The organism is Rhodococcus sp. JVH1 (assembly GCF_000280725.2).
In the GTDB taxonomy this organism is placed as follows: Bacteria; Actinomycetota; Actinomycetes; order Mycobacteriales; family Mycobacteriaceae; genus Rhodococcus_F; species Rhodococcus_F jostii_A.
In genome coordinates, this window is the sequence record NZ_CP166289.1 from 5,502,559 (window position 1) to 5,526,158 (window position 23,600).

At 65.7% G+C, this 23,600-nt stretch carries 25 protein-coding genes, 1 tRNA gene and 1 pseudogene; 11 read left to right on the plus strand and 16 right to left on the minus strand.

What is annotated here, in order from left to right; all coding sequences use genetic code 11:
- Positions 1-7 precede the first annotated feature (7 nt).
- Both JVH1_RS25470 and JVH1_RS25475 read left to right on the plus strand, forming a co-directional pair.
- The gene (locus tag JVH1_RS25470; protein ID WP_009475025.1) at positions 8-559 is read left to right on the plus strand and encodes a gluconokinase; all 552 of its coding nucleotides are present in this window, start codon (positions 8-10) and stop codon (positions 557-559) included.
- 171 nt (positions 560-730) lie between these two features.
- On the plus strand, positions 731-1,702 hold the full coding sequence (locus tag JVH1_RS25475; RefSeq protein WP_009475024.1) for an alpha/beta hydrolase: 972 nt from the start codon (positions 731-733) through the stop codon (positions 1,700-1,702).
- A 56-nt stretch (positions 1,703-1,758) separates the two neighbouring features.
- Here the strand turns inward: JVH1_RS25475 and JVH1_RS25480 are convergent, their stop codons facing one another.
- On the minus strand, positions 1,759-3,255 hold the full coding sequence (locus JVH1_RS25480) for an MFS transporter (RefSeq protein ID WP_043778995.1): 1,497 nt from the start codon (positions 3,253-3,255) through the stop codon (positions 1,759-1,761).
- A 64-nt stretch (positions 3,256-3,319) separates the two neighbouring features.
- On the opposite strand from JVH1_RS25480, the gene JVH1_RS25485 reads away from it, so the two are divergent.
- Complete coding sequence (locus JVH1_RS25485) at positions 3,320-3,700, plus strand: MarR family winged helix-turn-helix transcriptional regulator (RefSeq protein WP_009475022.1); 381 nt, start codon at positions 3,320-3,322, stop codon at positions 3,698-3,700.
- 4 nt (positions 3,701-3,704) lie between these two features.
- On the opposite strand, the gene JVH1_RS25490 is transcribed toward JVH1_RS25485, so the two are convergent.
- The 14 genes and pseudogenes from JVH1_RS25490 to JVH1_RS25555 form a co-directional block, all read right to left on the minus strand.
- Positions 3,705-4,508, minus strand: coding sequence for a transglutaminase family protein (locus tag JVH1_RS25490; protein WP_009475021.1), 804 nt, complete (start codon positions 4,506-4,508; stop codon positions 3,705-3,707).
- Positions 4,509-4,559: 51 nt separating this feature from the next.
- Positions 4,560-5,399 (minus strand): alpha/beta hydrolase, encoded by an 840-nt coding sequence (locus tag JVH1_RS25495; RefSeq protein WP_009475020.1) that lies wholly within the window; start codon positions 5,397-5,399, stop codon positions 4,560-4,562.
- Positions 5,400-5,561: 162 nt separating this feature from the next.
- Positions 5,562-6,641: pseudogene (locus JVH1_RS25500) on the minus strand (phytoene desaturase family protein); the annotation flags it as partial.
- Positions 6,642-6,674: 33 nt separating this feature from the next.
- Complete coding sequence (locus JVH1_RS25505; protein WP_009475018.1) at positions 6,675-7,898, minus strand: cytochrome P450; 1,224 nt, start codon at positions 7,896-7,898, stop codon at positions 6,675-6,677.
- A gap of 103 nt (positions 7,899-8,001) precedes the next feature.
- Positions 8,002-8,078: transfer RNA gene (locus JVH1_RS25510), tRNA-Met, on the minus strand.
- 61 nt (positions 8,079-8,139) lie between these two features.
- Positions 8,140-8,778, minus strand: coding sequence for an LON peptidase substrate-binding domain-containing protein (locus tag JVH1_RS25515; protein ID WP_009475017.1), 639 nt, complete (start codon positions 8,776-8,778; stop codon positions 8,140-8,142).
- Positions 8,778-9,251: a DUF309 domain-containing protein gene (locus JVH1_RS25520; RefSeq protein WP_007297214.1), complete on the minus strand. Its 474-nt coding sequence runs from the start codon at positions 9,249-9,251 to the stop codon at positions 8,778-8,780. Before JVH1_RS25520 ends, JVH1_RS25515 begins: the two co-directional genes overlap by 1 nt.
- Positions 9,252-9,267: 16 nt before the next feature.
- On the minus strand, positions 9,268-10,017 hold the full coding sequence (locus JVH1_RS25525) for an ESX secretion-associated protein EspG (RefSeq protein ID WP_009475016.1): 750 nt from the start codon (positions 10,015-10,017) through the stop codon (positions 9,268-9,270).
- A complete protein-coding gene (locus tag JVH1_RS25530) occupies positions 10,014-10,562 on the minus strand; it encodes a hypothetical protein (protein WP_237735128.1) in 549 nt (182 codons plus the stop codon). The genes JVH1_RS25525 and JVH1_RS25530 overlap by 4 nt, the downstream gene beginning before the upstream one ends.
- 795 nt (positions 10,563-11,357) lie before the next feature.
- A complete protein-coding gene (locus JVH1_RS25535; protein ID WP_051033672.1) occupies positions 11,358-11,942 on the minus strand; it encodes a DUF3558 domain-containing protein in 585 nt (194 codons plus the stop codon).
- Positions 11,939-12,280 carry a hypothetical protein gene (locus JVH1_RS25540; RefSeq protein WP_337460409.1) on the minus strand — a complete coding sequence of 114 codons (342 nt, stop codon included), beginning with the start codon at positions 12,278-12,280 and terminating at the stop codon, positions 11,939-11,941. Before JVH1_RS25540 ends, JVH1_RS25535 begins: the two co-directional genes overlap by 4 nt.
- Before the next feature lie 75 nt (positions 12,281-12,355).
- Positions 12,356-13,447 (minus strand): IS630 family transposase, encoded by a 1,092-nt coding sequence (locus JVH1_RS25545; protein WP_043783116.1) that lies wholly within the window; start codon positions 13,445-13,447, stop codon positions 12,356-12,358.
- 64 nt (positions 13,448-13,511) lie between these two features.
- Positions 13,512-14,855: an HNH endonuclease signature motif containing protein gene (locus tag JVH1_RS25550; protein WP_009475012.1), complete on the minus strand. Its 1,344-nt coding sequence runs from the start codon at positions 14,853-14,855 to the stop codon at positions 13,512-13,514.
- A gap of 80 nt (positions 14,856-14,935) precedes the next feature.
- Positions 14,936-15,535, minus strand: a complete 600-nt coding sequence (locus tag JVH1_RS25555; RefSeq protein ID WP_009475011.1) for a TetR/AcrR family transcriptional regulator — start codon at positions 15,533-15,535, stop codon at positions 14,936-14,938.
- Positions 15,536-15,676: 141 nt separating this feature from the next.
- On the opposite strand from JVH1_RS25555, the gene JVH1_RS25560 reads away from it, so the two are divergent.
- The 7 genes from JVH1_RS25560 to JVH1_RS25590 all read left to right on the plus strand — a co-directional run bounded on the left by JVH1_RS25560 (position 15,677) and on the right by JVH1_RS25590 (position 22,308).
- Complete coding sequence (locus JVH1_RS25560; RefSeq protein WP_005251441.1) at positions 15,677-16,822, plus strand: acyl-CoA dehydrogenase family protein; 1,146 nt, start codon at positions 15,677-15,679, stop codon at positions 16,820-16,822.
- Between the two features lie 40 nt (positions 16,823-16,862).
- Positions 16,863-17,624, plus strand: coding sequence for an SDR family NAD(P)-dependent oxidoreductase (locus JVH1_RS25565; protein ID WP_005251443.1), 762 nt, complete (start codon positions 16,863-16,865; stop codon positions 17,622-17,624).
- A gap of 44 nt (positions 17,625-17,668) precedes the next feature.
- Positions 17,669-18,364 (plus strand): TetR/AcrR family transcriptional regulator, encoded by a 696-nt coding sequence (locus JVH1_RS25570; RefSeq protein ID WP_005569496.1) that lies wholly within the window; start codon positions 17,669-17,671, stop codon positions 18,362-18,364.
- 122 nt (positions 18,365-18,486) lie between these two features.
- Positions 18,487-19,296, plus strand: coding sequence for an SDR family oxidoreductase (locus JVH1_RS25575; protein ID WP_009475010.1), 810 nt, complete (start codon positions 18,487-18,489; stop codon positions 19,294-19,296).
- Between the two features lie 22 nt (positions 19,297-19,318).
- Entirely contained in the window at positions 19,319-20,560 is a 1,242-nt protein-coding gene (locus JVH1_RS25580; RefSeq protein ID WP_371113040.1) for an acyl-CoA dehydrogenase family protein, read from the plus strand.
- The gene (gene fabG / locus JVH1_RS25585) at positions 20,557-21,315 is read left to right on the plus strand and encodes a 3-oxoacyl-ACP reductase FabG (RefSeq protein ID WP_009475008.1); all 759 of its coding nucleotides are present in this window, start codon (positions 20,557-20,559) and stop codon (positions 21,313-21,315) included. Before JVH1_RS25580 ends, fabG begins: the two co-directional genes overlap by 4 nt.
- 3 nt (positions 21,316-21,318) lie before the next feature.
- Positions 21,319-22,308, plus strand: a complete 990-nt coding sequence (locus JVH1_RS25590) for an NADPH:quinone oxidoreductase family protein (RefSeq protein WP_009475007.1) — start codon at positions 21,319-21,321, stop codon at positions 22,306-22,308.
- Here JVH1_RS25590 and JVH1_RS25595 read toward each other — a convergent pair.
- A complete protein-coding gene (locus JVH1_RS25595; protein ID WP_009475006.1) occupies positions 22,305-22,763 on the minus strand; it encodes an SRPBCC family protein in 459 nt (152 codons plus the stop codon). The two genes, JVH1_RS25590 and JVH1_RS25595, sit on opposite strands and share 4 nt — an antisense overlap.
- Before the next feature lie 119 nt (positions 22,764-22,882).
- Between JVH1_RS25595 and JVH1_RS25600 the strand changes: the two genes are divergently transcribed.
- Positions 22,883-23,503 carry a TetR/AcrR family transcriptional regulator gene (locus JVH1_RS25600; RefSeq protein WP_009475005.1) on the plus strand — a complete coding sequence of 207 codons (621 nt, stop codon included), beginning with the start codon at positions 22,883-22,885 and terminating at the stop codon, positions 23,501-23,503.
- Positions 23,504-23,600: the final 97 nt, after the last annotated feature.

Genomic DNA, 23,600 nt, shown 5'->3' on the forward strand with positions numbered 1-23,600 from the left:
TGGTGAGATGCACGTGAGTACGCGCGAACCTGCAGGACGCACGCCGCAGACCGTAGACCCGGTCCTGGTGCTCATGGGGGTGTCGGGGTCCGGGAAGTCGACGGTCGCGGGAATCATCGCCGGCGCCATGGGCTGGGACCTGCAGGAGGGAGACGCCCTGCACCCACCCGCGAATGTCGCGAAGATGGCGTCGGGGCAGCCGTTGACCGACGAGGACCGCTGGCCGTGGCTCGATGTCGTCGCGGGGTGGATTCGGGAACACACCGAGAACGGTCTTCCCGGGGTCATCACCTGCTCGGCGCTGAAGCGCAGCTACCGCGACGTGTTGCGGGGCGACAACGTCGTCTTCGTGCATCTCGCCGGGTCGCGGGCGCAGATCGGGGAACGGCTGACCGCCCGGCTCGACCACTTCATGCCCCCGTCGTTGCTGGACACACAGATCTCGACGCTCGAACCGATCGAACCGGACGAGGATGCGATCGTGGTGGACGTGGGCGGATCGCCCACCCAGGTGGCGACCGAGATCATCGCTCGGCTGGAGCAGCGACTGGGTCGGTGAACCTCGGGCAATCGGACGAAATCGGTCGAAGTCGCTCGGCAACGGGCGACTTCGACTTACCGTGGCGGGGGTCTCGGGGAGCGGACGTGAGGAGTTTCGGGTGCGTTTCTCTCCGGATCGCCCTAGGGTGTCCACTTGGCTGGACAAGCGTCCGATACAACGGAGGGCAGTATGCGAACGCGTGAATCGATCGTGTGGCACTGGGATGTCAGTCGCCGGGCGCGCATGACGTTCTGGTTTGCCAGGGCTTTCGTCAAACCGCTGTTCACGATATGGCCGACTACGGACCGCGGCATCGAACTGCTGGCGACCCTCGACGAACTCATCGACCGGCTTCCCAAGCCGAAGGGCCTCGACATCGAGGCGATCTCGCTCGGCGGGGTGCCGTGCGAGAAGATCACCCATCCGCGCCCCACGATCATGTCGATGGACGGCGCCACCATCCTCTACTTCCACGGCGGCGGATTCGTGTTCTGCGGGCTCGCCACCCACCGGGCACTATGCGGACTGCTCGCCGCACGTTCGGGTGCGCCCGTCGTCTCGGTCGAGTACCGGCAACTTCCCAAGGGTGCGATCGGTGCGTCGCTGGTGGACGCCATGACCGCGTACACCGAGGTGCTGAAGGTCTGCGACGACCCCAGCAGGGTGATCGTCGCGGGGGACTCGGCGGGCGGATATCTCGCGATGAAGGTCGCGGAAGTTGCAGCGTTGCGGGGCCTCACCCGCCCGGCGGCCGTCATCGGGTACTCCCCGCTGCTCAACCTCGACCTCGAGGATCACGACCCCGATTTCATGAAACGCGACGCGTACCTGCCGATGTCGCAGGTGGCCAAGCTGAAGGATCGCTGGCTGGCCGGGCCCGATCAGATTCCGGGCGCCCAGTCTCCGGTGAACGCGGATCCGGCGCTGTTCCCGCCGGTCTTCCTCACCGCCGCCGAATACGAGATCATGCGGCCCGACGTCGAGATCATCACGGACAGGTTCGATCGGGAGGGGCGGCAGATCGAGACCCACATCTGGAGTGGGCAGATCCACGCGTTCCCGGTGATCGGCAAGGTGCTGCGGGAGAGTCGCACGATTATCGGACTCACCGTCGACTTCGCGTCCCGCGCGCTCACGGACTCGAAGCGGCACTCGGCCTGAACGACGTGAACGGCAGAACGGGTGGGCCTGTGCCCACCCGTTCTGCCGTTCGGGCCTCACGCGGGGTTGAGCACCCTGCGCAGCAGCGGTGACAGTGTGATCAGCAGTCCCAGCAACGCGACTCCCGTGACGAGTACGAGGCCGGAGTGGAACTGGTGGAACCCGGTGCCACTGATACCCGTGGCCGAGTGCGAGCCGGCGGTGACGAGTGCGGTGGTGAGTGCCAGCACGAGTGCGGCACCGACCTGCGCGGACGTCTGCACGAGGCCCGACGCCAACCCCTGCTCGGAGTCGTCGACGCCCGACGTGGCCTGGGCCATGATCGACGTGAAGCCCAGTGCGAAACCGACGCCCAGCAGCAGCACGCTCGGCAGGATCGCGACCGCGTAGTGGGGCTGGTCGCTCCCTGCGAAGAGGAACCACAGGTAGCCCAGGCTCAACGAGGTCAGTGCCGCGATGATCATGCGTGCCGTGCCGAACGCGTCGATCAGGCGCCCGACGAACGGCGATCCGAAGGCCACGATGATGCCGGCGGGCAGGAGGCCCAGCGCCATCTCCAGTGGCGACCATCCGAGCACCGACTGCAGGAAGATGGTCATCATGAACTGGAAGCTCAGGTAGGAGCCGAACAGTGCGACGATGCTGAGGTTCGCCCGCACGATCGAGCCGACCCGGAGGATGCTCAGACGCACCAACGGGTGCGCCACCCGGTTCTCCACGACGAAGAACGACGCCAGCAGGGCCGCGGCCAGTGCGAACGAGCCCAGCGTGAGCGGATCGGCCCAGCCGCGGGCCGGTGCCGACACCACGGTGTAGACGGCGAGCAGCATTCCCGACACCAGCGTGGCGGCGCCCACGATGTCGTGTCCGCCGTTGTCGGCGGCGCGGTCGCGGGGGATCAGGACGGCGCCCGCGACCAGGGCGAGGACCGCGAAAGGCACCGGCATCAGGAAGGTCCAGCGCCACCCGGCGCTGGTCAGCAGTCCGCCCAGGATCAGGCCGGACGAGTAGCCGCTGGCTCCGAAGACGGAGAAGATCGACAGCGCCCGGTTGCGGGCGGGCCCCTCCTTGAAGGTGGTGGTGAGGATGGACATCGCGGTCGGTGCGGTGAACGCCGCGGCGAGTCCCTTCACGAAGCGGCTCGCGATCAGCAGCGTGCCGTTGTCGACGAGTCCGCCGACCAGGGACGCGATCGCGAACACGGTGAGTGCGATGAGGAAGACCCGGCGGCGGCCGAGGAGGTCGGCAGTGCGTCCGCCCAGCAGCAGCAGACCACCGAATCCGAGTACGTATCCGTTGATGATCCATTGGAGCGAGGTGGTGGACAGCCCCAGCTCGGTTCCGATGGAGGGCAACGCAACACCCACCATCGAGACGTCGAGACCGTCGAGGAACATGACGAGGCACAGCACGGCCAGGACGCCCCAGAGTCGGGGTGTCCAGGCCTGGTCGGTCGACGGGGTCGCGGTGGCGCCCGACGAGATGGCGAGGTCCGGGGTGGCGTCGCTGATAGTCACAGGGAGAATATAGATGCACGTGCAATCAATGCGCAAGCACTAATTTCGTTTGCATTTAATTCGCTTGCACCTTTTGCGTACGCGCGCTAGGGTGCGGGACATGAGCTCTGAAGCAGACCTGCGCGGCACGTGGCGGCTGCTCGCGAGCAGATACAACTCCATCGCCTGCGAGTTGGATCGTGAGATGCAACACGCCCACGGCCTGAGCATGAGCGATTTCGAGACGCTCGATCGACTCATGGACGCCACCTGCGAGCGACCCAGGATGCAGGATCTCGCGGCCGAGATGTACCTCAGCCCCAGCGCCCTGTCCCGGAGCGTGGCCCGGCTGGAAAAGGCGGGCCTGGTCGCGAGGGCGCTGTGCGAGGCGGACCGGCGAGGCGTGTTCGTCGACGTCACCGACGCCGGCCGTGAGGTGCACGCCGACGCCAAGAAGATTCAGGTGGGCGTGCTCACCGAAAGGCTTTCGGACGCAACCTGACCCGTCAGGTCAGCGAGGTGGGTGTCGCATAGTCGTCATACGGGAATTCGCCGTCGACGACAGCGGTCACCACGGTGTTCTCGAGCGTGATCGCCCCTCCGTGATTGTCCAGGAACGCGGTGTCCGCGGCGTCGCGACCTGTCGCGATCCGCAGGAGTGCCGAACGCGGAGCCAATCGGGTCGCGTCGACCACACGCCATTCGTCATCGACGAACGCCTCGACGACAGCATGGAAGTCCATCGGATCGCACCCCGGCGCATACACGGCCACCAGCCTCGCCGGAATGGTGACGGCCCGCAGAAGCGCCACCGTGAGGTGGGCGAAGTCACGGCACACGCCCGCCCCGGACAGCATCGTGTCGACGGCGCTGTCGGTGGATCTGCTCGAACCCGCCTGGTACAGCAGTCGCGATCCCACCCACGAGGTGATGTCCTGCAGTAGTTCCGGCTGCGGCTTGGACAGATTGAATTCGCCGCCGGTGAAACCGAAGAACTTGTCCGCCTCCGCATATCGGCTCGGGCGCAGATACTTCGACAGGTCGTAGTCGGTGACCGGAGGCGAATCGGCCTTACCCACAACCGAAGCCGAGTACTCGACGCGCAGCGAGCCGGGAGCACTGTCCAGGAGGTGGACACGAGTGCCGTGCTCCGCCACCATCTCTCGTGCCTCGACACGGCTACCGTCGAGGGTGAACGTCAACGATTCCGACAACTCCGAACCGGGGGTCCGAGCCACCGCGATCTTGAATTCGAGACTGGTGGCGTCGGTGACCTCGATATCGAGAGTGGCGCTGACGTGACGTTTCATCAGCCCATCCTGGCATCCATCGTCCACGGGTGCAGAACACCCCCGACGAAGTCAGGCCTGCACGCGCGGCCGCAACCACTCGACGAGGTCGTCGAGTACCTCCTCGTTCTCCGGTTCGTTGAACACCTCGTGGAACAGGTTTTCGTAGATCTCCACCGTGAGATCCTCCGAACCGACGTACTCCGCGATCAGTTCCGTGCCGTGCACACTCGCGAGTCCGTCGTCCTGGCCGTGCTGGAGAAGCAGGGGAATCGTCAGCGACGGCAGACGTTCCGGCAACCGTTCGGCGGCGAGGATCATCCCGCGCGCAATCCCGGCAGGCACCTTCCCGTGGTGGACGAGGGGATCCTCCTCGTAGGCCGACACGACCGCAGGATCGCGGGAGACCAACTTCGCGTCGAGCGACTCGACGGGCACTCCGGGAAGGAAGCGACCCACCAGCTTGCCGATCTCCACCACGATGCGCGGCGTGCCGCTCGTCACGTCGACCGCAGGCCCGGACAGCATGAGTGCCTTCAAGTCCTGCTGGTGGTCGAGTGCGTAGGTCAGCGCGATGGAACCGCCCATGCTGTGCCCGAGGAGAAACCGGTCGGTGCCGGGCCAGTCCGTCGACGCGATGCCGAACAACTGGTGCAGGTCGTCGGTGAACTCGGTCCAGTCCTTCAGATGGACCCGTTTGCCGCCCGACCGCCCGTGCCCACGGTGGTCGGGCGCGTAGATCGCAAGGTCGAGTTCCCCGAGCCGTTCGATCACATGGTCGTACCGCCGGGCATGCTCGCCGAAGCCGTGGCACAGAACCAGCACGCCGCGCGGGCGCCGCTCGGGGAGCCACACGTCGTAGACGATGGGAATTCCGCCGACGCCGGCGAAGGATGATTCTCGATGCTGCATGATGCCCCTTCGTGGTCCGAATTCGACGACTCAGATCATTGCACGGTGAGGTACCCCGACACGCGACAAATTAGGGTATCGGTCCCGTCGACAACAGGTCGATCACGGCGCGCGACGTGCGCCACCGCAGCCACCCGCGCGGTCCGTCCTCGCCGAGCGCGGCGCGGTCTCCGAACGGGACGTGCCCGGCCCCGGGCGGAAGACCAGCTGCTGATGGAGTTGCGCCGTCCCGCCGTTGACGGCGCCACCCACGAGATTCGCGTCGGCCGCCTCGAGATCCGACGGGCGCTGGACGACCCGTCCGACGACCCGCTCCGAGAAACCCGGTGCATGCGCCTCGAGGACCTCGTCGACTCGTGCGGCCAGCAGGTCGGCGGACGCGTCGTCGGTGATGTCGCGCGGTAGATGCGTATACGCCCAGGCGCTTTCGGTGCCCTCCGCCGACCTGGGGGATCCGCGGTCGTCATCTGTCCGAACAGCAGGAACGGGCTGGCCTGGACGGTGCCGGTGGTCAGGTCGGCCATCCAGCGGACGAGTCCGTTGTCGTCGGCACCCAGGTAGACGGTGCCCGCACCGCTCAGGCTGGGCGAACGCCACGGAATCTTCTGCGACAAGGCGTAATTGACCTTCAGGACGGGCGTGTCCCACTCGAAGTGCTCGAGGTCGGCCCGCACGCAGGCGGGGACGGCGTGGTCCGGAAGCAGCGACCCGTACAGTGCGGGCGCAGAGACGTCGGCGATCACCGCCCGACGTGCCGTGTAGCGGACACCCGACGCCGTCCGCACCCCCACGGCGCGACCCGATCGAACGTCGATCCCGGTCACGGCGTCGCCGAGTGGAAGTGCGCGCCCGCGTCCTCGGCGCGCCGACCACGCGGCACCGTCACCAGGTTGACGGCGTTCGAGGTCGGCGGCCGTGTCCGCGGGGTCGGGATGGATCACCGGCGCGTCCTCGCCGGCGGCCGAGCGGGCTTGCCCGAGCGCGCGGGGCGCGTGACTCCAGCGCAGTCCGTGCGACTCGAGATCGAGACCGCGGAGCGCCGGCGACACGGTGGACAGGGGATGGAACACGCTGAACAGGTCCGACGTGAATCCGGGGACGAGTTCCGCCGACCTCACCGCACCGCCGGGCGTCGGCTGCGCCTCCACTGACCGCCACATCCCAGCCCGCATCTGCCAGGGTCGCGGCCGCGACGAGTCCGTTGGGACCGGATCCGATGACCACTGCGTCGACGTTGTTCACCCGACCAGGCTGTCAGGAAAGGCGGCGCTCCGCTCAGAGGGACGAGGGCGTGAACGTCACCGGCATGTGCTTGAGCCCGTTGATGAAGTTGGAGCGCAGGCGCTGCGCCGGTGCGGTCTGTTCCATATCGGGCATGCGACGCAGAATCTCGCTCAGCATCACCTTCATCTCCGCGCGAGCAAGGTTGGCGCCGAGGCAGAAATGGTGACCGCCGCCGCCGAACGCAATGTGCTGGGAGTAGTGGCCGGTGGGCCGGTCGATGTCGAACGTGTAGGGGTCGTCGAACACCGCCTCGTCGCGGTTCCCCGACATGTGCCAGATGACCACCCGGTCGCCCTCGGAGATCTCGACGTCGTGCAGCACGGTGTCCGTGGTTGCTGTCCGGCGGAACTGCATGACCGGTGTGGCCCAGCGCAACCCCTCCTCGATCAGAGCGTCGAGCTTGGACGGATCTTCGAGCACCTTCCTGCGCTCCTCGGGATGCTCCATCAGCGCCAACTGGGTGTGTGAGATGGCGTTGCGGGTAGTCTCGTTACCCGCGACCGCGAGGAGCATGAAGAACATGTTGAAATCCAGTTCGCCCAGCTTCTCGCCGTGCACATCGGCCTGGATGAGAGCTGTCGCGATGTCGTCGCGGGGGTGCTTCTTGCGGTCCTCGAACATCTCCAGGCTGTACGCGAACATCTGGGCCGCCGCCGCGCGTTCCTGACCGTCCTCGAGATGGAATTCCGGATCGGACGAGCCGATCATCTGATTCGTCAGGTCGAAGATCAGCTTGCGATCCTCCTGAGGCACGCCCAGGAAATCGGCGATCGCCTGAAGCGGGAGTTCGGACGCGACATCGACGACGAAGTCGCACTCGCCGCGCTCGATCACCGCGTCGACGATGGTCGTGGCCCGCCGCGCGAGAATCTCGTGCAGTTGGCCGATGCGGCGGGGCGTGAAACCTTTGCTCACGATCTTCCGCAGCGCCGTGTGGTCCGGTGGGTCCATGTTCAGCATCATCAACTGCTGGCCCGCCAGGTCGTCCGGGCTCAGGTCGTCGATGTAGGTGGCGCCCCGCCACGACGAATACGTCTCGGCGTCCCGGTTCACCGTCACGATGTCGGCGTGCCGGGTAACGCACCAGAACGGGTCGCCGCGCTCGTCGAGGTGCCGGTAGACCGGGGCCTCCCGCCGCAACACCGCGAACATCTCGTGGGGCACGCTCTTCGCGAAGGTGTCCGGGTTGTAGAGATCGACGTCGGCGAGCTGCACTGTCCCTCCTGAGGCCTCACGTACGAGAATACGTTCTAGTCCTGGAGGATGTGGAACAACGAAAAACGGCTCCGGAGAATTGAATCTCCGGAGCCGTTTCCACTGGTAGCGGGGACAGGATTTGAACCTGCGACCTCTGGGTTATGAGCCCAGCGAGCTACCGAGCTGCTCCACCCCGCGTTGCATTGACAACACTACACCCTTCCCGGAGTGCTCTTGACCAACCCCGGGGAGGGCTAGGTCACATCAGCCGGAACTGGACCATTTCGATGGCGTTCTCGATCGCCTCGGACACCTCCCGCAGGCGTTCGTCCGCGCCCGCAGCCGCGAGGATCTGCAGGCGGTCGGCGTCCCCCATCGGAATGTAGGTGGCGATCTCGTAGAGCCTCGTGCCGAGCGACCCGCGGAAACCGCCGATGACGGGAACGTCGGGCGGAACGTTGCCGGTTTCCGTCGCGAGACGGCGGAGGAGGCCGTACAGGAATTCGAGTCTCTCGATGAGGGAGGGGAATTCGTAGTCCGCTGTCTGGGTGCCGGTGTTCTCGTCCGGCCACACATCGACCTCGGCGATCGGATACGGGTTGTCGGGCAACCACTTCGACACCTTGATCCGTTCCTCCGTGCGGCAGAACAGCTCGTACCGCCCCTCGCCGATCGACGCGTGCGACTCGATCCGCGCGATAGTGCCGACATCGTGGCGGATGTCGCCGCCGCCCACCTCGTTGCCGCGGGCAATGAGAACGACACCGAAGCGGGGACCGTCCGGTGCGTCCAGGCAGTCGCGGACCAGCTCCTGGTAGCGGGGTTCGAAGACGTGGAGGGGGAGCTGCTGACCGGGCAGCATCGTCGAGCCCAGCGGGAACATGGGAAGCAGAGTCATCAGGGGATTCTCAATCGGGGTACGGGCGTCGCCGGCAGCGGGTCGACGCGATCGATCTCGTCCGTGAGGTGTTCCGACCACGTCAGGAGGCCGGCGATGTCGAGGCCGTGCGGCGCCTCCACCTCGTAATGCCGGATCCGGTCGTGGCCTTGGCGCAGCAGTGACCGCGCGCCCGTCTTGTTGCCCCGCATCAGATGGGTGAGACCCACCGCGAGCTGGGCGAGCCCCTGCCACAGTTCCCGCTCGTCCTCGGGGGCGATCTTCCACGTACCCTCGAGGATCTCGTGTGCATGGAACGGCATGCCGTGGTCGAGGAGCCGCTGAGCCTCGGTGATCGCCTCGTCGGGCGGTAACCGCAGGTCGTCGGGGATACGCGGTACACCCTCGGCGTCGTGCGGCAGGGGTCGGCCGAGTTCATCGCGGGGGCGTGCGTTGAGGGGTTTCCCCGTCCCGTCCCTGTCCCGATCGGTCATGGGACAAGGGTAACGCTCAGTCGCGGGTCGGCGAAGGGTTGGTGAGGGCCGCCGACACGCGTTTCGACAGCTCGTCGCGAACCAACCGGACTGTCGCGGACCGCAGGTGAACACGGTCGTCCTGGTGATAGAGGTACCGGCCGTCCGCTTCGACGTCGATCCACGTCAGTTCACCCAGAACGGGCTCGTCGAGCCCGCTGCGAGCACCCCGGATGCAGATGTATCCGATTCCGGTCCGCGGTCGGCCCACGATCCTTCGCAGGAGAGTGCCGTCGGAGGCTCGGGCGTTCTGCAGGACGGAAGTACCGCTGCTTCGGTTCTCGAGGTCGTCGGGGTGCGCGGTCAGGGACGGGGTCCGTCCGGGCGCGCAGCCGGGCAGGTCTTTCAGGAGTTGGGCGGTCAGCCAGTCGACGCCCTCGGTACCGGCGTCGATCCGGATGTCGCCGCGTCCCGGTGCCCCGCGCAACTGTTCGGCGACGACGGCGACCCGGCCACGGATGCTGCCCCTCCGGCGAAGCCCCGAGTCGAGTTCGGGGGAGGGGGCGAACACCGTGACGGACAGGTGCGGGTCCCGGAGCGCCTGGATCGCGGCAATCATTTTCGGTTCGTCGAGCGCAGTCCGCCACTGCTCCAGCTCGCGTTGCTGGACGGCATACTGGTCTTCCGTCGTGGCCGCGGACCGGTACTGCAGCGGGTACGGCATCCGGTCGAGATCGGTTGCCTCCCAAAGACACATGAATTGGGCTGACGTCAGCCGCCAGTTCATGCGCCGATCACCGGGGGCGCGACGGGGTCGAGTGTGCCGATCAGTTCGTTGCCGTTGTCGACGGTGATCAGGTAGCTCGGCGTCTGATGCTCCGTGTCACCATCGCCGTTGCCGCCTGCTCGGCCGGGTGCACCCATCATCCCGGGTGCCATACCCATTCCGGGTCGACTCATGCTCGGTTTCACCGGAGTCGCCGCGGCAGCAGCGGCAGCCGCACCTGCGCCGGTCGCGGCACCACCGGACAGGATCGGGCCACCCGGAACCACACCGCTCGAGGTGGACTCGAAATCGCGCTTGTCATTCTTCCGGCGCGCGCTCGACGCCGAACCCCCGACACCCGATCCGCCGGCACCGGACCGTGAACCTCCGACGAGTCCGCCGCCATAACCCGCGGCGCCCGCGCCCGTACCCGACTGCGAACCCGCGCCGGCCGCATTCTGCGCATTCGCGGCCGCAGTCTGTGCGGCCGAGACGGATCCAGCCCCGGCGCCCTGATTGGCGGCGGCTTCGGCATTCGCCGCCGACGTGGCCGCGGCATCATCCACTGCGGAATCCCCGTCCGCGGGGTTCGCCCCGTCCACCGACGAATCGCCCTCGCCCGACGCGGAAGAAGTATTGCTGTCGGCTGTGCCCCAGTGGTTCGAACCGGGAGGTAACGTTCCATGAGCATTCAGGACACCGTCGGGCCCGGCACCGTCTCCAGAAGGGGCGTAAGGCTCCGGGAGTTGCGGAACGTTCGTGCCGACATCGCGGTAGTTCGGCACGTAGATCGCTTCCAACCTCCGAACCGCCTCGAGGCGTGCGGCTTCCCTCGAAGTCTCGGACGTTTCCGCCGCAAGCGGACTCAGCGGGAGTTGGGACAGGACGCCTTCGGAACTAGCTGGCTGAGGCACAGACGCTTTCACGTCCGCAGCCGCGCTGCTCAGGATATCGAGCTTCACCGCGATTGCCGCGATACTCGATGTCAGCTGACCGCTGGTTGCAGCGAGTTTCTCGGTCGCTTGTGCCGCGGCATCCGCCGCGGCACCCTCCCAACGTTCAGAAATCGTATTGCGGAGGATCGCGAATCCGAAGGCGAGTGGGAGCGAGTTCGAGATGCTGTGGCAGGCCTGGGCGAGTTGACCGATGGCGTCGGGAACCATGGTCTGAACTTTTGCGTACATTTCTTCGTGCCCCATACCGTGGAAACTCTCCATGGTGCGGATGTACGGGTCATCTGTTCCTGCGCCCGCAGCGAGCCTGTCCGCCGAGCTCTGGAGGCCTGTGCGTCGTTGCTCGCCTGCGCCATTCGGACTCAGTGCGCTGAGGATCGCGGACACGGGATCGTTGGGCGGCATGGCTCAGCCCTCCTTCGGAATGTAGCGCTCGAAGATGCGAGCGGTGTCTTCGAGGCCAGCGCACCATTCAGATTCGGGAGCGGGTGCTCCGGTACCTTTGAACACGCTGCGATCGACGATGAGCACCCCGTAGGTCGTCTCGATCGAGATAGCACACGCATCGGGTTGGTCAGTTTCGAGCTTTAGCAGCGCCCGCCGACCGTTGACATCGATCTGCTTGGCATACGCCTTGGTCTTCTCTTGTTCTTCAGCGAAGCTGATGTTGCCTGAGAGAATATTCAATCCATATAGACGACGGGGAGTGTCATAGCTGCATCCGAGGAACGTGTATTCGTCAGGTGTGAAGTCTGTATTCTCTTCGCTTCCTGGATCGTATCCAGCTTCAATCAGCGTTGCATCGGGAAGATCTAGACACGGGTCGAACGTAACGTGCGGTCGGTCGGACTTGTCGACATGTCTGGGGGCGCGCGCCGGTGGCACCTCGGCCGCAGATGTGCCAGGTTCTGGCTCACTCATCGATTGAGTGCTGCAGCCTGCGATGAGCAGAGCTATCGCGACAAAGCCGACGTGCGCCACTTTCAAGTTCATTTGTCGATCCCCGCCTGAACGGTGGCCAGAGCCTGTCCGACTGCACTATCAGTTTCCGCGAAGGCTTCTCCACCAGCTGCGAACGTCTCCCGCATCGCTTCGATTGCGTACCGAAACTGGTTAAGGCGCTCGATCATAGAACCCGATCCTCCGCCGCCATTGAACTTTGCTTCATACCCGGTTTGCAATTCTTGTGCGGAGCCGAAGCCACCGAAACCTGAGACATTCTTCAAGGCCCTTGCCTTTTTGATGGCATCGTCAAGCTGCTCGAGCATCGCGTCGCACACGCCGACGCATTTCTCGATGGCGTCATCTTCCAGACGCAGTGTTTTGCTCATCCCCATCCCCCCAGTACTCGACAGGACCCCCACGGCCGCGTGCGGAGATGCTACCGCACAGGTGTGTCACTCGGTCTAGTGTCCTGAGTCTTTAATTCTGGCGCAGTAGTGTGCGATGGAGTCGAGGATCTGGTCGGCGGTCTTGACCCAGACGTAAGGTCTGGGGTTGTCGTTCCAGGTCTCGATCCATGCTCGGATGTCTTTGTTGAGCTGTTGGACCGAGGTATGGGTGGAGCGTTGGAGCTTCTTGGTGGTCAGTTCGGCGAACCAGCGTTCGACGAGGTTCATCCACGATGAGCTGGTCGGTGTGAAGTGGATGACGAAGCGCGGGTGCGCGAGGAGCCATCGTTTGACCGCGGGAGTCTTGTGGGTCGATGCATTGTCCATCACGAGGTGGACATCGAGATCGTCGGGCACCTGAGCGTCGATCTTGCGAAGAAATGCGATGAATTCTTGTGCGCGGTGGCGTGAATGGAGTGATCCGATCACCTTCCCTGAGGCGATGTCTAGAGCGGCGTACAGGCTCGAGGTGCCATTGCGGACGTAGTCGTGACTGGCGCGTTGCGGGGTGGTGGGAAGCATCGGGAATATCGGTTGGGTCCGGTCCAGTGCTTGGATCTGAGTTTTTTCGTCGACGCAGAGCACCAGAGCCCGCTCGGGCGGGTTCATGTACAGGCCGACGACGTCACGGACCTTCTCGGTGAACAGTGGATCCTTCGACAGTTTCCACGAGTCTTGTTTGTGCGGGGCCAAACCGAACGCGCGCCACACTCTCGAGACCGTCGATTGCGAAATATCGAGATGCTCTGCCATTGATCGTGTGGACCAGTGTGTGGCATTCTTCGGTGTCGTTTCGAGGGTCGAGGTAATCAGATCCTTGATCTTGTCGTCGTCGATCGTCCGCGGACGGCCCGGGCGTGGTTCGTCGAGCAACCCGTCGCATCGGTCCTCGACGAACCTGTCGCGCCACCGCCGCACCGTGCCTCGGTTCAACCCCAACCTCTGCGCCACTTCGGTATTCGATCCACCATCGGCGGCAGCGAGAATGATTCGCGACCTTACTGCCAAACCTGCAGCGGTCTTGCGTCGCCGCGACCACCCCTCGAGTTCTACGCGTTCGGCCTCGGTCAGCACAATCTCCGTCGGTCGCGGACCACGAGTTGCCATGACCAATCTTAACAACCGATCGCTTATTTATGACTCAAGACACTAGTGCGCAGCGCCCCGATGTTCAGGCCGCGTGGAGGTATTCGATGAGGATGCGTTCCACTGGTGAGCTGATCTGAACCTCACGGAGCGGCAACGGTTTCGGTAGTGGTGGTTCGGTTGATCGGTACCGATGTCCGGTGGGGGTGCAGATCTCGATTTTGTGCAGTCCGCCGGGCAGTTGGTGGGGCTTGGCGTTCCATCCTGCGCCTTGTTTGGCGTAGTTGCAGGCCGCGCACAGGCCGGCGCCGTTGTGTGCGGTGGTCGGGCCCTCGTATTCGCGGGGTTGGATGTGGTCGTGATGCCGGATCGGCGCATCGCACCATGGTGTCCGGCACGTTCGATCGCGCAGATCGATCATCCTCGCCAACCCGGCGGGGAAGCGGCGGGCCTGGGACTCGGTTGCGGTCAGGGCTCCGGAGTGCGGGTTCGCGTACAGGCGGCGCAGAGTCACCCGTGCCTCGTTCCCGGTTTCCGGATCGATCGTGGCCTGGACTGCCTCATGTATCCAGTGCCCTGCCAGTGCCGCGGGGACGGGACCGTACCCCTGCACGTAGGCGGGTTCGGACCCTCGGTCGAGGAGCGCGCGGTCGGAGATCACGAGGTTGACGGTGATCGGAGGTGCCGTCGCGGTGTGGGGCGCGCCGGTCACTCGGGAGACGAGGAGGTCGGCCATGATCTGCGACCGCGTGCGCTCGTCACCGGCGGCGAGGATGGAATCGGCGTCACGGGCGAGAGTCGCGTGCACCGCGACCCCTTGTGCCACCGGCAGTAGGGCGCTGACGTACGCCATGGTGTCCGGTGCGGGACGGGAGGTGACCCTCCTGTCCGATACCGCCTTGCGGGCCCGTCGCACCATGGCCTCGGCGTCGACTTCGGCGGCGGCCGCGCGAACTTTCGCGCACACCGCCTGGTCGCTGAGCCCGTCCAATGTCGCCGGGTCGGCGCACAGCAGGTAATCGAGTGCGGTGCGGTCTTCGCGGGTGAGGCACGCGGTTTCCCGGACGAGGATCGTTGCCCGCCACTCGCTGAGCACCCCTCGTTCGAGCAGTGCCAAGGTGCGGGGCATCTCGTGGACAAGAGCGGTGGCCATGCCGAGATGACGGCCACCTCGAAACGGTGAGTCCCGTCGCGCCAACGCCACCTGGTTGGCGATACCGCGCCCTCGATGTGCGACCGGCACTTGGCGGTCTGCTCGTGCGGTGCGGATGGAGGCGTCGAGGTCTGCGGTCACCCGGGCTTGCACGCCCGCACAGGCGGCTTTCACCTCTTCGAGTGTGCGAAGTACGTCGATGCGCGTCGCATCGTCGATATCCCGGTCGAGTTTCGGTAACTCGGCCAGAAATGCGGTTACCGCTGCTGCATCCACCCCGCCCCCCGGTTGCCGTCGATTCCCCCGAATCGAACATATGTTCTAGTCTAGCCGACCCCACGGGACCTTGGCAATACCTAGCCGGCACCCACCATGCGCATGGCGAGGTCGGCGTAGAGGTCTGCGACGGCCTCGGGCTCGGTGTAGGCGCCGGCCGGGAACCAGCGGCAGATGTCGACGCACAGAGACATGAGGGCGAGGGTGACGCCTTCGCCGTCGGGGACCGTGAATTCGCCGGATGCGGCCCCTGCGTCGACGACGGCGCGGACGATGTGGGTGATGTCGCGGCGCAGTTTGACCACGTCGCGGTAGTGCTCGGGCGTGAGGGCGTTGAGTTCGTACTGCACGACGCGAGCCTGTGCGTGGTGCGTGGCCTGCCAGCTCGCGAATGCGCCGATCAGCGCCTGCAGCCTGATGGAGGGCGCCTCGTCGGGGAGGTCTGCACTCACGACAACGTCGAGCGCTGCGGTGTGGCCTTCGTAACTGATCGCGAAGAGCAGCTCTTCCTTGGATCGGTAGTGCGGGTACATCGCGGCGGGGCTCATCTCGAGGCGGGCGGCGATCTCGCGGGTGGTGGTGCCCCCGTAACCGCTGGTCGCGAACGCGTCGACGGCTGCGGCGCGGATGCGGGCGGCAGCCTTGGAAGGGCTGATCACCTGGTTCGGTGATTCGCTCATGTCTTTCTCCATCCTCGGCTGCGCGGCTGTTGACAATACCGCGCCGCACCCTCAGTATAAGCAAGCGCTTAGAAAATAAGCACACGCTTACATGCTGGAAAGCGTGGACACAGTCAGCTGGATTTCGACAAAGGAGCGGTGATGCGACGCACCCTGTACGGCCCCGATCACGAGGCATTCCGCGAATCGGCCCGGGAGTTCGTGAACCGCAACCTCCTGCCGGTGGCCGACAAGCTCATCGAGCAACGCTTCATCGACCGCGAGATCTGGCTCGAAGCGGGCCGCAACGGATTCCTCGGCCTCGAGGTCCCCGAGGCATACGGCGGAAGCGAGGCCGGCGACTACCGGTTCAATGCGGTTCTCGCCGAGGAGCTTTCGCGGGCAAGTGCCGCCGTGTCGTCGAGCTTCGGCATTCACGCCGACGTCGTTGCGCCGTACCTCGTGCAGCTCACGACCGAGGAGCAGAAGCAGCGTTGGCTACCCAAGTTCTGCACCGGTGAACTGCTCACCGCGATCGGCATGACCGAGCCTTCCGGTGGTTCCGACCTCGCCTCGCTCAAGACCACTGCGGTCAAGGACGGCGACGACTGGATCATCAACGGTTCCAAGACGTTCATCACCAACGGCTACAACGCCGACCTGGTGATCGTCGCGGCGCGCACCAGTCCCGAGAAGAAGTCCAAGGGCATCACCCTGTTCGCCGTCGAGACGGGCATGGAGGGCTTCGAGCGCGGCCGCAAGCTCGACAAGGTCGGCCAGCACGAGTCGGACACCGCCGAGCTGTTCTTCGAGAACGTGCGTGTGCCGTCGACGAACATCATCGGTGAGATCGACCGCGGATTCATCCACATGATGGAGATGCTGCCGCAGGAGCGTGTCGGCGCCGCCGTCTCGAACATCGCGCACGCCGCGCCGATCCTCGAGGAGACGATCCAGTACGCCAAGGACCGCAAGGCATTCGGCCAGCCCATCGGCTCGCTCCAGTGGAACAAGTTCCTCCTCGCGGACCTCGTCACCCGTGTCGAGGTCACCCAGGCCTACGTCGACAACTGCGTCGCCGCACACGCCGACGGTGAGCTCACCGCAGTGGACGCCGCCAAGGCGAAGTGGTGGACTGCTCAGGTGCAGAACGAGGTCCTCGACCACTGCGTGCAGCTGCACGGTGGCTACGGATTCATGACCGAGTACCGTGCCGCCCGTGCATGGATGGACGCCCGTGTCACCAAGATCTGGGCCGGTTCCAACGAGATCATGAAGGAACTGATCGGTCGCGACCTCGGCCTCTGAACCCGTACCCCGTAGCCCGACGACAAAGGAGTCGCTTCGTATGTCCGTTCTCGACAAGTTCAGCTTGACCGATCGGGTGGTCGTCGTGACCGGTGCGTCGTCGGGTCTCGGGGTGGCGTTCGCGCAGGCCGCGGCGGAGGCCGGCGCCGATGTGGTGCTGGCGGCGCGCCGCACCGACCGTCTCGAGAAGACCGCCGAACTGGTGCGGGCCGCCGGACGTCAGGCGCTGTGCGTTGCGACGGATATCGCAGACCCGGCTCAGGCGCAGAACATGATCGACGCGGCCATGGAGAAGTTCGGCCGGGTGGACGTGCTCGTCAACAATGCCGGCGTCGGTACGGCAGTCCCCGCGACGCGGGAGACGCCGGAGCAGTTCCGGCAGGTCGTCGACATCAACCTGAACGGTTCCTACTGGGCCGCGCAGGCGGCGGGGAAGGTCATGAAGCCGGGCAGCGCGATCGTGAACATCGCGAGCGTGCTCGGTCTCACCACCGCGGGACTTCCGCAGGCCGCGTACGCCGCGAGCAAGGCCGGGGTCATCGGTCTCACCCGCGACCTGGCGCAGCAGTGGGGTGCCCGCAAGGGCATCCGGGTGAATGCGATCGCTCCCGGATTCTTCGAGACGGAGATGACGGACCAGTACCAGGACGGGTACCTCGAATCGATGAAATCGCGGCTCGTTCTCGGTCGCCTCGGTGACCCGGAGGAGCTCGCCGCGACCGTCGTCTGGCTCGCTTCGGACGCTGCCGCGTACGTCACCGGTCAGACGATCGCGGTGGACGGCGGCATCACCATCACCTGAGCGTCGGGTTGGGCGGGGCTGCGGTGCTGGCGTATAAGTAGGAAATGACCACGCGCACCGTCCATGAAGAGTGGGACGACCAGCCCGCCCCGTCGATGGCGGCCACCGATCTGTTGCGGGAGCCTCCGGCGACACCGCGTGGTGCACGCACGCGCGCGGCGTTGGTGGCGGCCGCGCGGACGGTGTTCGAGCGGTCCGGGTACCTCGATGCCCGGCTCACCGACATCACGAAGGAAGCCAACTGCTCGACGGGGTCGTTCTACACCTACTTCGACAATAAGGAGCAGGTGTTCGCCGCTGTGCTCGAGGTGGCGCAGGAAGACATGATGCACCCGGGCATGAAGCGGGTGCAGGACACCGACGACCCGTACGCCGTCCTGGAGGCGAGTAACCGCGCCTACCTGGAGGCCTACCGGCGTAACGCCAAGCTGATGGGGCTGCTCGAGCAGGTCGCGCACATCGACCCGGCGTTCGCGGACCTGCGGCGTCAGCGGGCCGACGCGTTCATCGCGCGGAACGCGCGGGGCATCGCGGAACTGCAGGCGCGGGGCATCGCCGACAAGGAACTCGACCCGATGCTGGCGTCGCGTGCGTTGTCGGGGATGGTCAGCCGGTTGGCCTACAACGTGTTCGTGGCCAGCGTGAACGGGACCGACGGCACTCCCGTCGACTTCGACGACGTCGTGTTCACCACGACGCGCATCTGGGCAAACGGGCTGAGGTTCCCCGAGCGGAGCTGAGCGCCACCCGACGGCGTGAGGGCGTGGGGCACCCAGGTCAACGAAACTGAATCCGACACCGGATTCAGGTGATTTCTGTGGAAGACTGGGATCACGTCCGTGTCCCCTCGAGGAGGAATCTCGTGCAGGTTGCGCAGAAGGTCGCCATCGTCACCGGTGGCGGAGGTGGAATCGGCGGCGCACTCGCGGAGCGGCTCGCCGCCGAGGGGGCCAGGGTCGTCGTCACCGATCTCGATGCCGCATCGGCCCAGGCAGTGTCGGACCGGATCAACGCGACGCGTCCAGGGGCCTCGATCGCCCGCGGTGCCGACGCGTCCGACGACGCACAGATCGGCTCGGTCATCGACGCTGCGGAGAAGGCTTTCGGCGCCGTCGACCTCTACTTCGCCAATGCGGGCGTCGCGGCGGGGGAGGATCTCGAACCCGACGACGCGGTGTGGGACCTCGCCCTCGACGTGAACGTCCGAGCGCACATCCGGGCGGCACGCCGGCTGGTCCCCGGCTGGATCGAGCGCGGCGAGGGGTACTTCGTCAGCACGGCCTCGGCCGCCGGGCTACTCACCCAGATCGGTTCCGCCCCCTACTCGGTGACCAAACATGCGGCCGTCGGATTCGCCGAATGGCTGTCCGTCACGTACGGCGACAAGGGCGTCCGTGTCAGCTGCCTGTGCCCGATGGGCGTCAACACCAAGCTGCTCACCGACGACGCCGCCCTGTCGGCCACTGCCGCACGCGCCGTCACCACCGCGGGTACGGTTCTCGAAGCGTCCGAGGTGGCCGAATGTGTGCTCGCCGCAATGGAAGCCGAACAGTTCCTGATCCTTCCGCACCCCGAAGTGCTGGAGATGTACCGGCACAAGGGCGCCGACTACGACCGATGGATCCGGGGAATGCGCCGCTACCAGGCCTCGCTCCTCGCCCAGCCGTCCTGACCCGACCGCACGAGGAGCCCGCATGTCGCTGTTCGACCTATCCGATCGCGCCCGGCAATACCAGACCGATCTGCTGGAGTTCATGGATTCGCATGTGTATCCGGCGGAGGCGGTGTACGAGGAGCAGATGCGGGAGTCGGGGGATCCGCATTTCCAGCCGCCGGTGTTGGAGGAGTTGAAGGCGGAGGCGCGGCGGCGGGGGTTGTGGAATCTGTTTCATCCGCATCCGGGGACGGGTGCGGGGTTGACGAATCTCGAGTATGCGCCGTTGGCGGAGATCATGGGGCGCAGTCATATTGCGTCGGAGGCGTGCAATTGTAATGCGCCGGATACGGGCAATATGGAGGTGCTGGAGTTGTTCGGTACGGCCGAGCACAAGGAGAAGTATCTGACGCCGTTGCTGGAGGGGACGATGGCGTCGGCGTTCGCGATGACGGAGCCGGCGGTGGCGAGTTCGGATGCGACGAATGTGGAGTTGTCGATGGTCCGGGACGGTGACGAGTATGTGCTGAACGGGCGGAAGTGGTTTGCGTCGAATGCGTTGCATCGTAATTGCCGGGTGTTGATCGTGATGGGGAAGACGGATCCGTCGGCGGCGGCGCATCGGCAGCAGTCGATGATGGTGGTGCCGATCGATGCGCCGGGGGTGACGGTGATGCGGGGGTTGCCGGTCTTCGGGTATCAGGATCGTGAGGGGCATGCGGAGATCGATTTCGCGGATGTGCGGGTTCCGGTCGAGGATGTGTTGAAGGGGGAGGGGGAGGGTTTCGCGATTTCGCAGGCGCGCCTGGGTCCGGGTCGGATTCACCATTGCATGCGGGCGATCGGGATGGCGGAGCGGGCGTTGGAGTTGATGTGTCGTCGGGCGTCGTCGCGGGTGACGTTCGGTAAGCCGGTCAGTGAGAATGCGAATGTTCAGGATTGGATTGCGGAGGCGCGGATCGAGATCGAGATGATTCGGTTGTTGACGCTGAAGGCGGCGTATCTGATGGATACGGTGGGGAACAAGGAGGCGCGGACGGAGATCGCGGCGATCAAGGTGGCGGCTCCGAATATTGCGCTCAAGATTGTGGATCGGGCGATTCAGGTGCACGGTGGGGCCGGCGTGACCGACGACTTCCCCCTCGCCATGATGTACGCCCATCTGAGGGCATTGCGTCTCGCGGACGGACCGGACGAGGTCCACAAGATGTCCATCGCGAGAAGAGAACTGCGTAAATACCGCACGAAGACCGAGAACAACCAGCATGGAGGAAACAAGTGAGCCAGGAACGTAGAACTGCCATCGTCACCGGATCGGCCCGGGGAATCGGCGCCGCCGTCGCGAAGCGGCTGGCCGAGGACGGCTACGCGGTCGCCGTCCTCGACCTCGACGAGTCCGCATGTGCCGGCACCGTCGACGCGATCACGTCCGCCGGCGGAAAAGCGCTGGCCGTGGGCGCGAATGTCGCCGACGAGGAGTCGGTCGCTGCGGCAGTCGAGCGGGTGGCGACCGAACTGGGCGCCCCGACGATCCTGATCAACAACGCCGGGATCACCCGCGACAACCTGCTGTTCAAGATGACCGTCGACGACTGGGACGCCGTGATGAACGTGCACCTGCGTGGTGCGTTCCTGATGTCGCGGGCCGTGCAGAAGTACATGGTGGACGCCAAGTTCGGGCGCATCGTGAACCTTTCGAGCACCTCGGCGCTCGGCAACCGCGGGCAGGTCAACTACTCCGCCGCCAAGGCGGGCATGCAGGGCTTCACCAAGACGCTGGCATTCGAGCTCGGCAAGTTCGGTGTCACCGCGAACGCGATCGCGCCCGGCTTCATCGAGACCGAGATGACCGCCGCGACCGCCGAGCGGGTGGGTGTCGGATTCGAGGACTTCAAGAAGGCCGCGGCGTCGCAGATCCCCGTGAACCGCGTCGGGCAGCCCGAGGACATCGCGCACACCGCATCGTTCTTCGTGAGCGAGGGCGCCGGATTCGTGTCGGGTCAGGTCGTCTACGTCGCCGGTGGACCGAAGGACTGATCGATGAAGGCTTGGCGTGTACACGAATTGGGCCAGCCGCGGGACGTTCTGACGTTCGAGGACGTCCCCGACCTCGAACCGAAGCCCGGCGAGTTGCTGGTCAAGGTGCTCTCGGCGACCGCCAACTTCCCGGATGTGCTGTTGTGCCGCGGTGAGTACCAGATTAAGCCGCCGCTTCCGTTCACTCCCGGTGTGGAGCTGTGCGGCGAGGTGGTGGGCCTGGGTGAGGGTGTCACCGAGTTCGCCGTCGGCGACCGGGTGATCGGCATGCCGAGCCTGCCGAACGGCGGGTTCGCCGAGCTGGCCGTCATGTCCTCGGCCACCGCGTTCCCCGCTCCGGAGGCCCTCGACGACGCCGAGGCGTCGGCGCTGTCGATCGGCTACCAGACGGGATGGTTTGCGCTGCACCGCAGGACGCAGATCCAGCCCGGCGAAACGCTGCTCGTGCATGCTGCGGCAGGTGGTGTGGGCAGCGCGGCCGTGCAGCTGGGTAAGGCGGCAGGCGCCAAGGTGATCGGCGTCGTCGGCGGGTCCGAGAAGGCGGCGTATACGCGGGAACTCGGAGCCGACCTCGTGATCGACCGGCACAGCGAGGACTTCGTCCAGGCCGTGAAGGACTTCACGGACGGCCGCGGTGCCGACGTCGTGTTCGATCCGGTGGGCGGCGACTCCTACACGAAGTCGACCAAGTGCATCGCGTTCGAGGGTCGCATCATTGTGATCGGGTTCGCGAGTGGCACCATCCCGTCGCCCGGGCTGAACCATGCACTGATCAAGAACTACTCGATCATCGGGCTGCACTGGGGGCTGTACAACGCCTACAACCCCGCTGCGATCCGGGAGTGCCACGACGAGCTGACGAGGATGGCCGCGGCAGGCGAGATCAAGCCGATGATCAGCGAGCGGCTCGGACTCACCGACGTCGCGGACGGCATCGCGAGACTCGGCGAGGGGACAACGGTCGGACGGCTGGCTTTCCTGCCCGGACGCTAGCGGTTGCGCTTCGCGTACAGCTCCTCGAGGTTGTGCCGCAAGGTCGCCTCGGTGTTCTTCACGGCCGTTTCGACGAACGGTTCGACGATGAGGCCGAGGGCCTTGCCGGCGAGACCGCCGGGGAGTTTGTACGCGAAGTCCACGCTGATCTCGGTCTTGTCCTCACCGTGAGCGGTGAACTCCCAGGTAGAGGAGTTGGCGGCGCCGTCGAGCGACGCCAGGGTGATGACCCGGTCCTGTTCCCACTCGGTGACCTCTAACCGGGACCGCAGCGTGCTGGGGCCGATGTGGATCGCGGCGTCGAATGTCGACTCCATCCCCTGGTCGAATTCCCCGATCGGACGGAACTCCGAGACTCCGAACATCCAGTCGGGGACCGTCCGGTAATCGTCGATGTACGCGAACGCCACATGGATGGGCACGGCTGCGATCGCGGAGTGGCGGACGTGGATCATCAGGTGGTCCCTGGCTCTCTGTCGGAGAAGGCTGTCGATCTGGGCGACCTCGTTCGACTCTAGTCAACTCCCGCGACCGCAGCAGGGGAGCGGCGGGTGCCTGTTCTACCGTAGGACCCATGACGGTAGAGGGCACCCAGCGCGGCAGTTCCTGGCGTGAGTACACCGACCAGGGCTTGTCCAAGGTTCTGGCCGCGGCGCTGGCGGCGTTCGTCGAGAAGGGGTACGACGGCGCGTCGATCCGTGAGATCGCGTCCCGCGCCGGTCTGTCGGTCCCCGGTCTCTATCATCACTACCCCTCCAAGCAGGCGCTGCTGGTGGGGTTGACGAACGCGGTGATGCGCGAACTCCTCGATCGCAGCCACGCGGCGGTGGCCGAGGCGGGCCCGACACCGGGCGAGCGGTTCGACGCGGTCGTCGAGTCGTTGCTGCGGTTCCACATGTACCGGCGCGAGCAGGCGTTCGTCGCGTCCCGGGAGACGCGGAGCATGGAACCGGAGAGCCGGAAGGCGTACATCGCGCTGCGCGACGAGCAGCAGGAGATGCTGGACGACATCGTCCGCGAGGGGGTGGCGGCCGGGCTGTTCCGGACGCCGTTCCCGGAGGACGCGAGCCGCGCCGTCGTCACGATGTGTGTCGCGGTGTCCACCTGGTACCGGGAGGACGGGCCGCTGTCGCCCGACGAACTGGTCGAGCGGTACCTGGCGATCGCGAGGAGCACGGTCGGCGCGTCCGGCTGAGTCTTGACCGGCCTTCGAAGGTGTGGAATTGTCGGGGACGACTTCGACCGAGCGAGTGATCGGTCGGTACCGGAGTCGCCGTACTGACTGGAGGTAG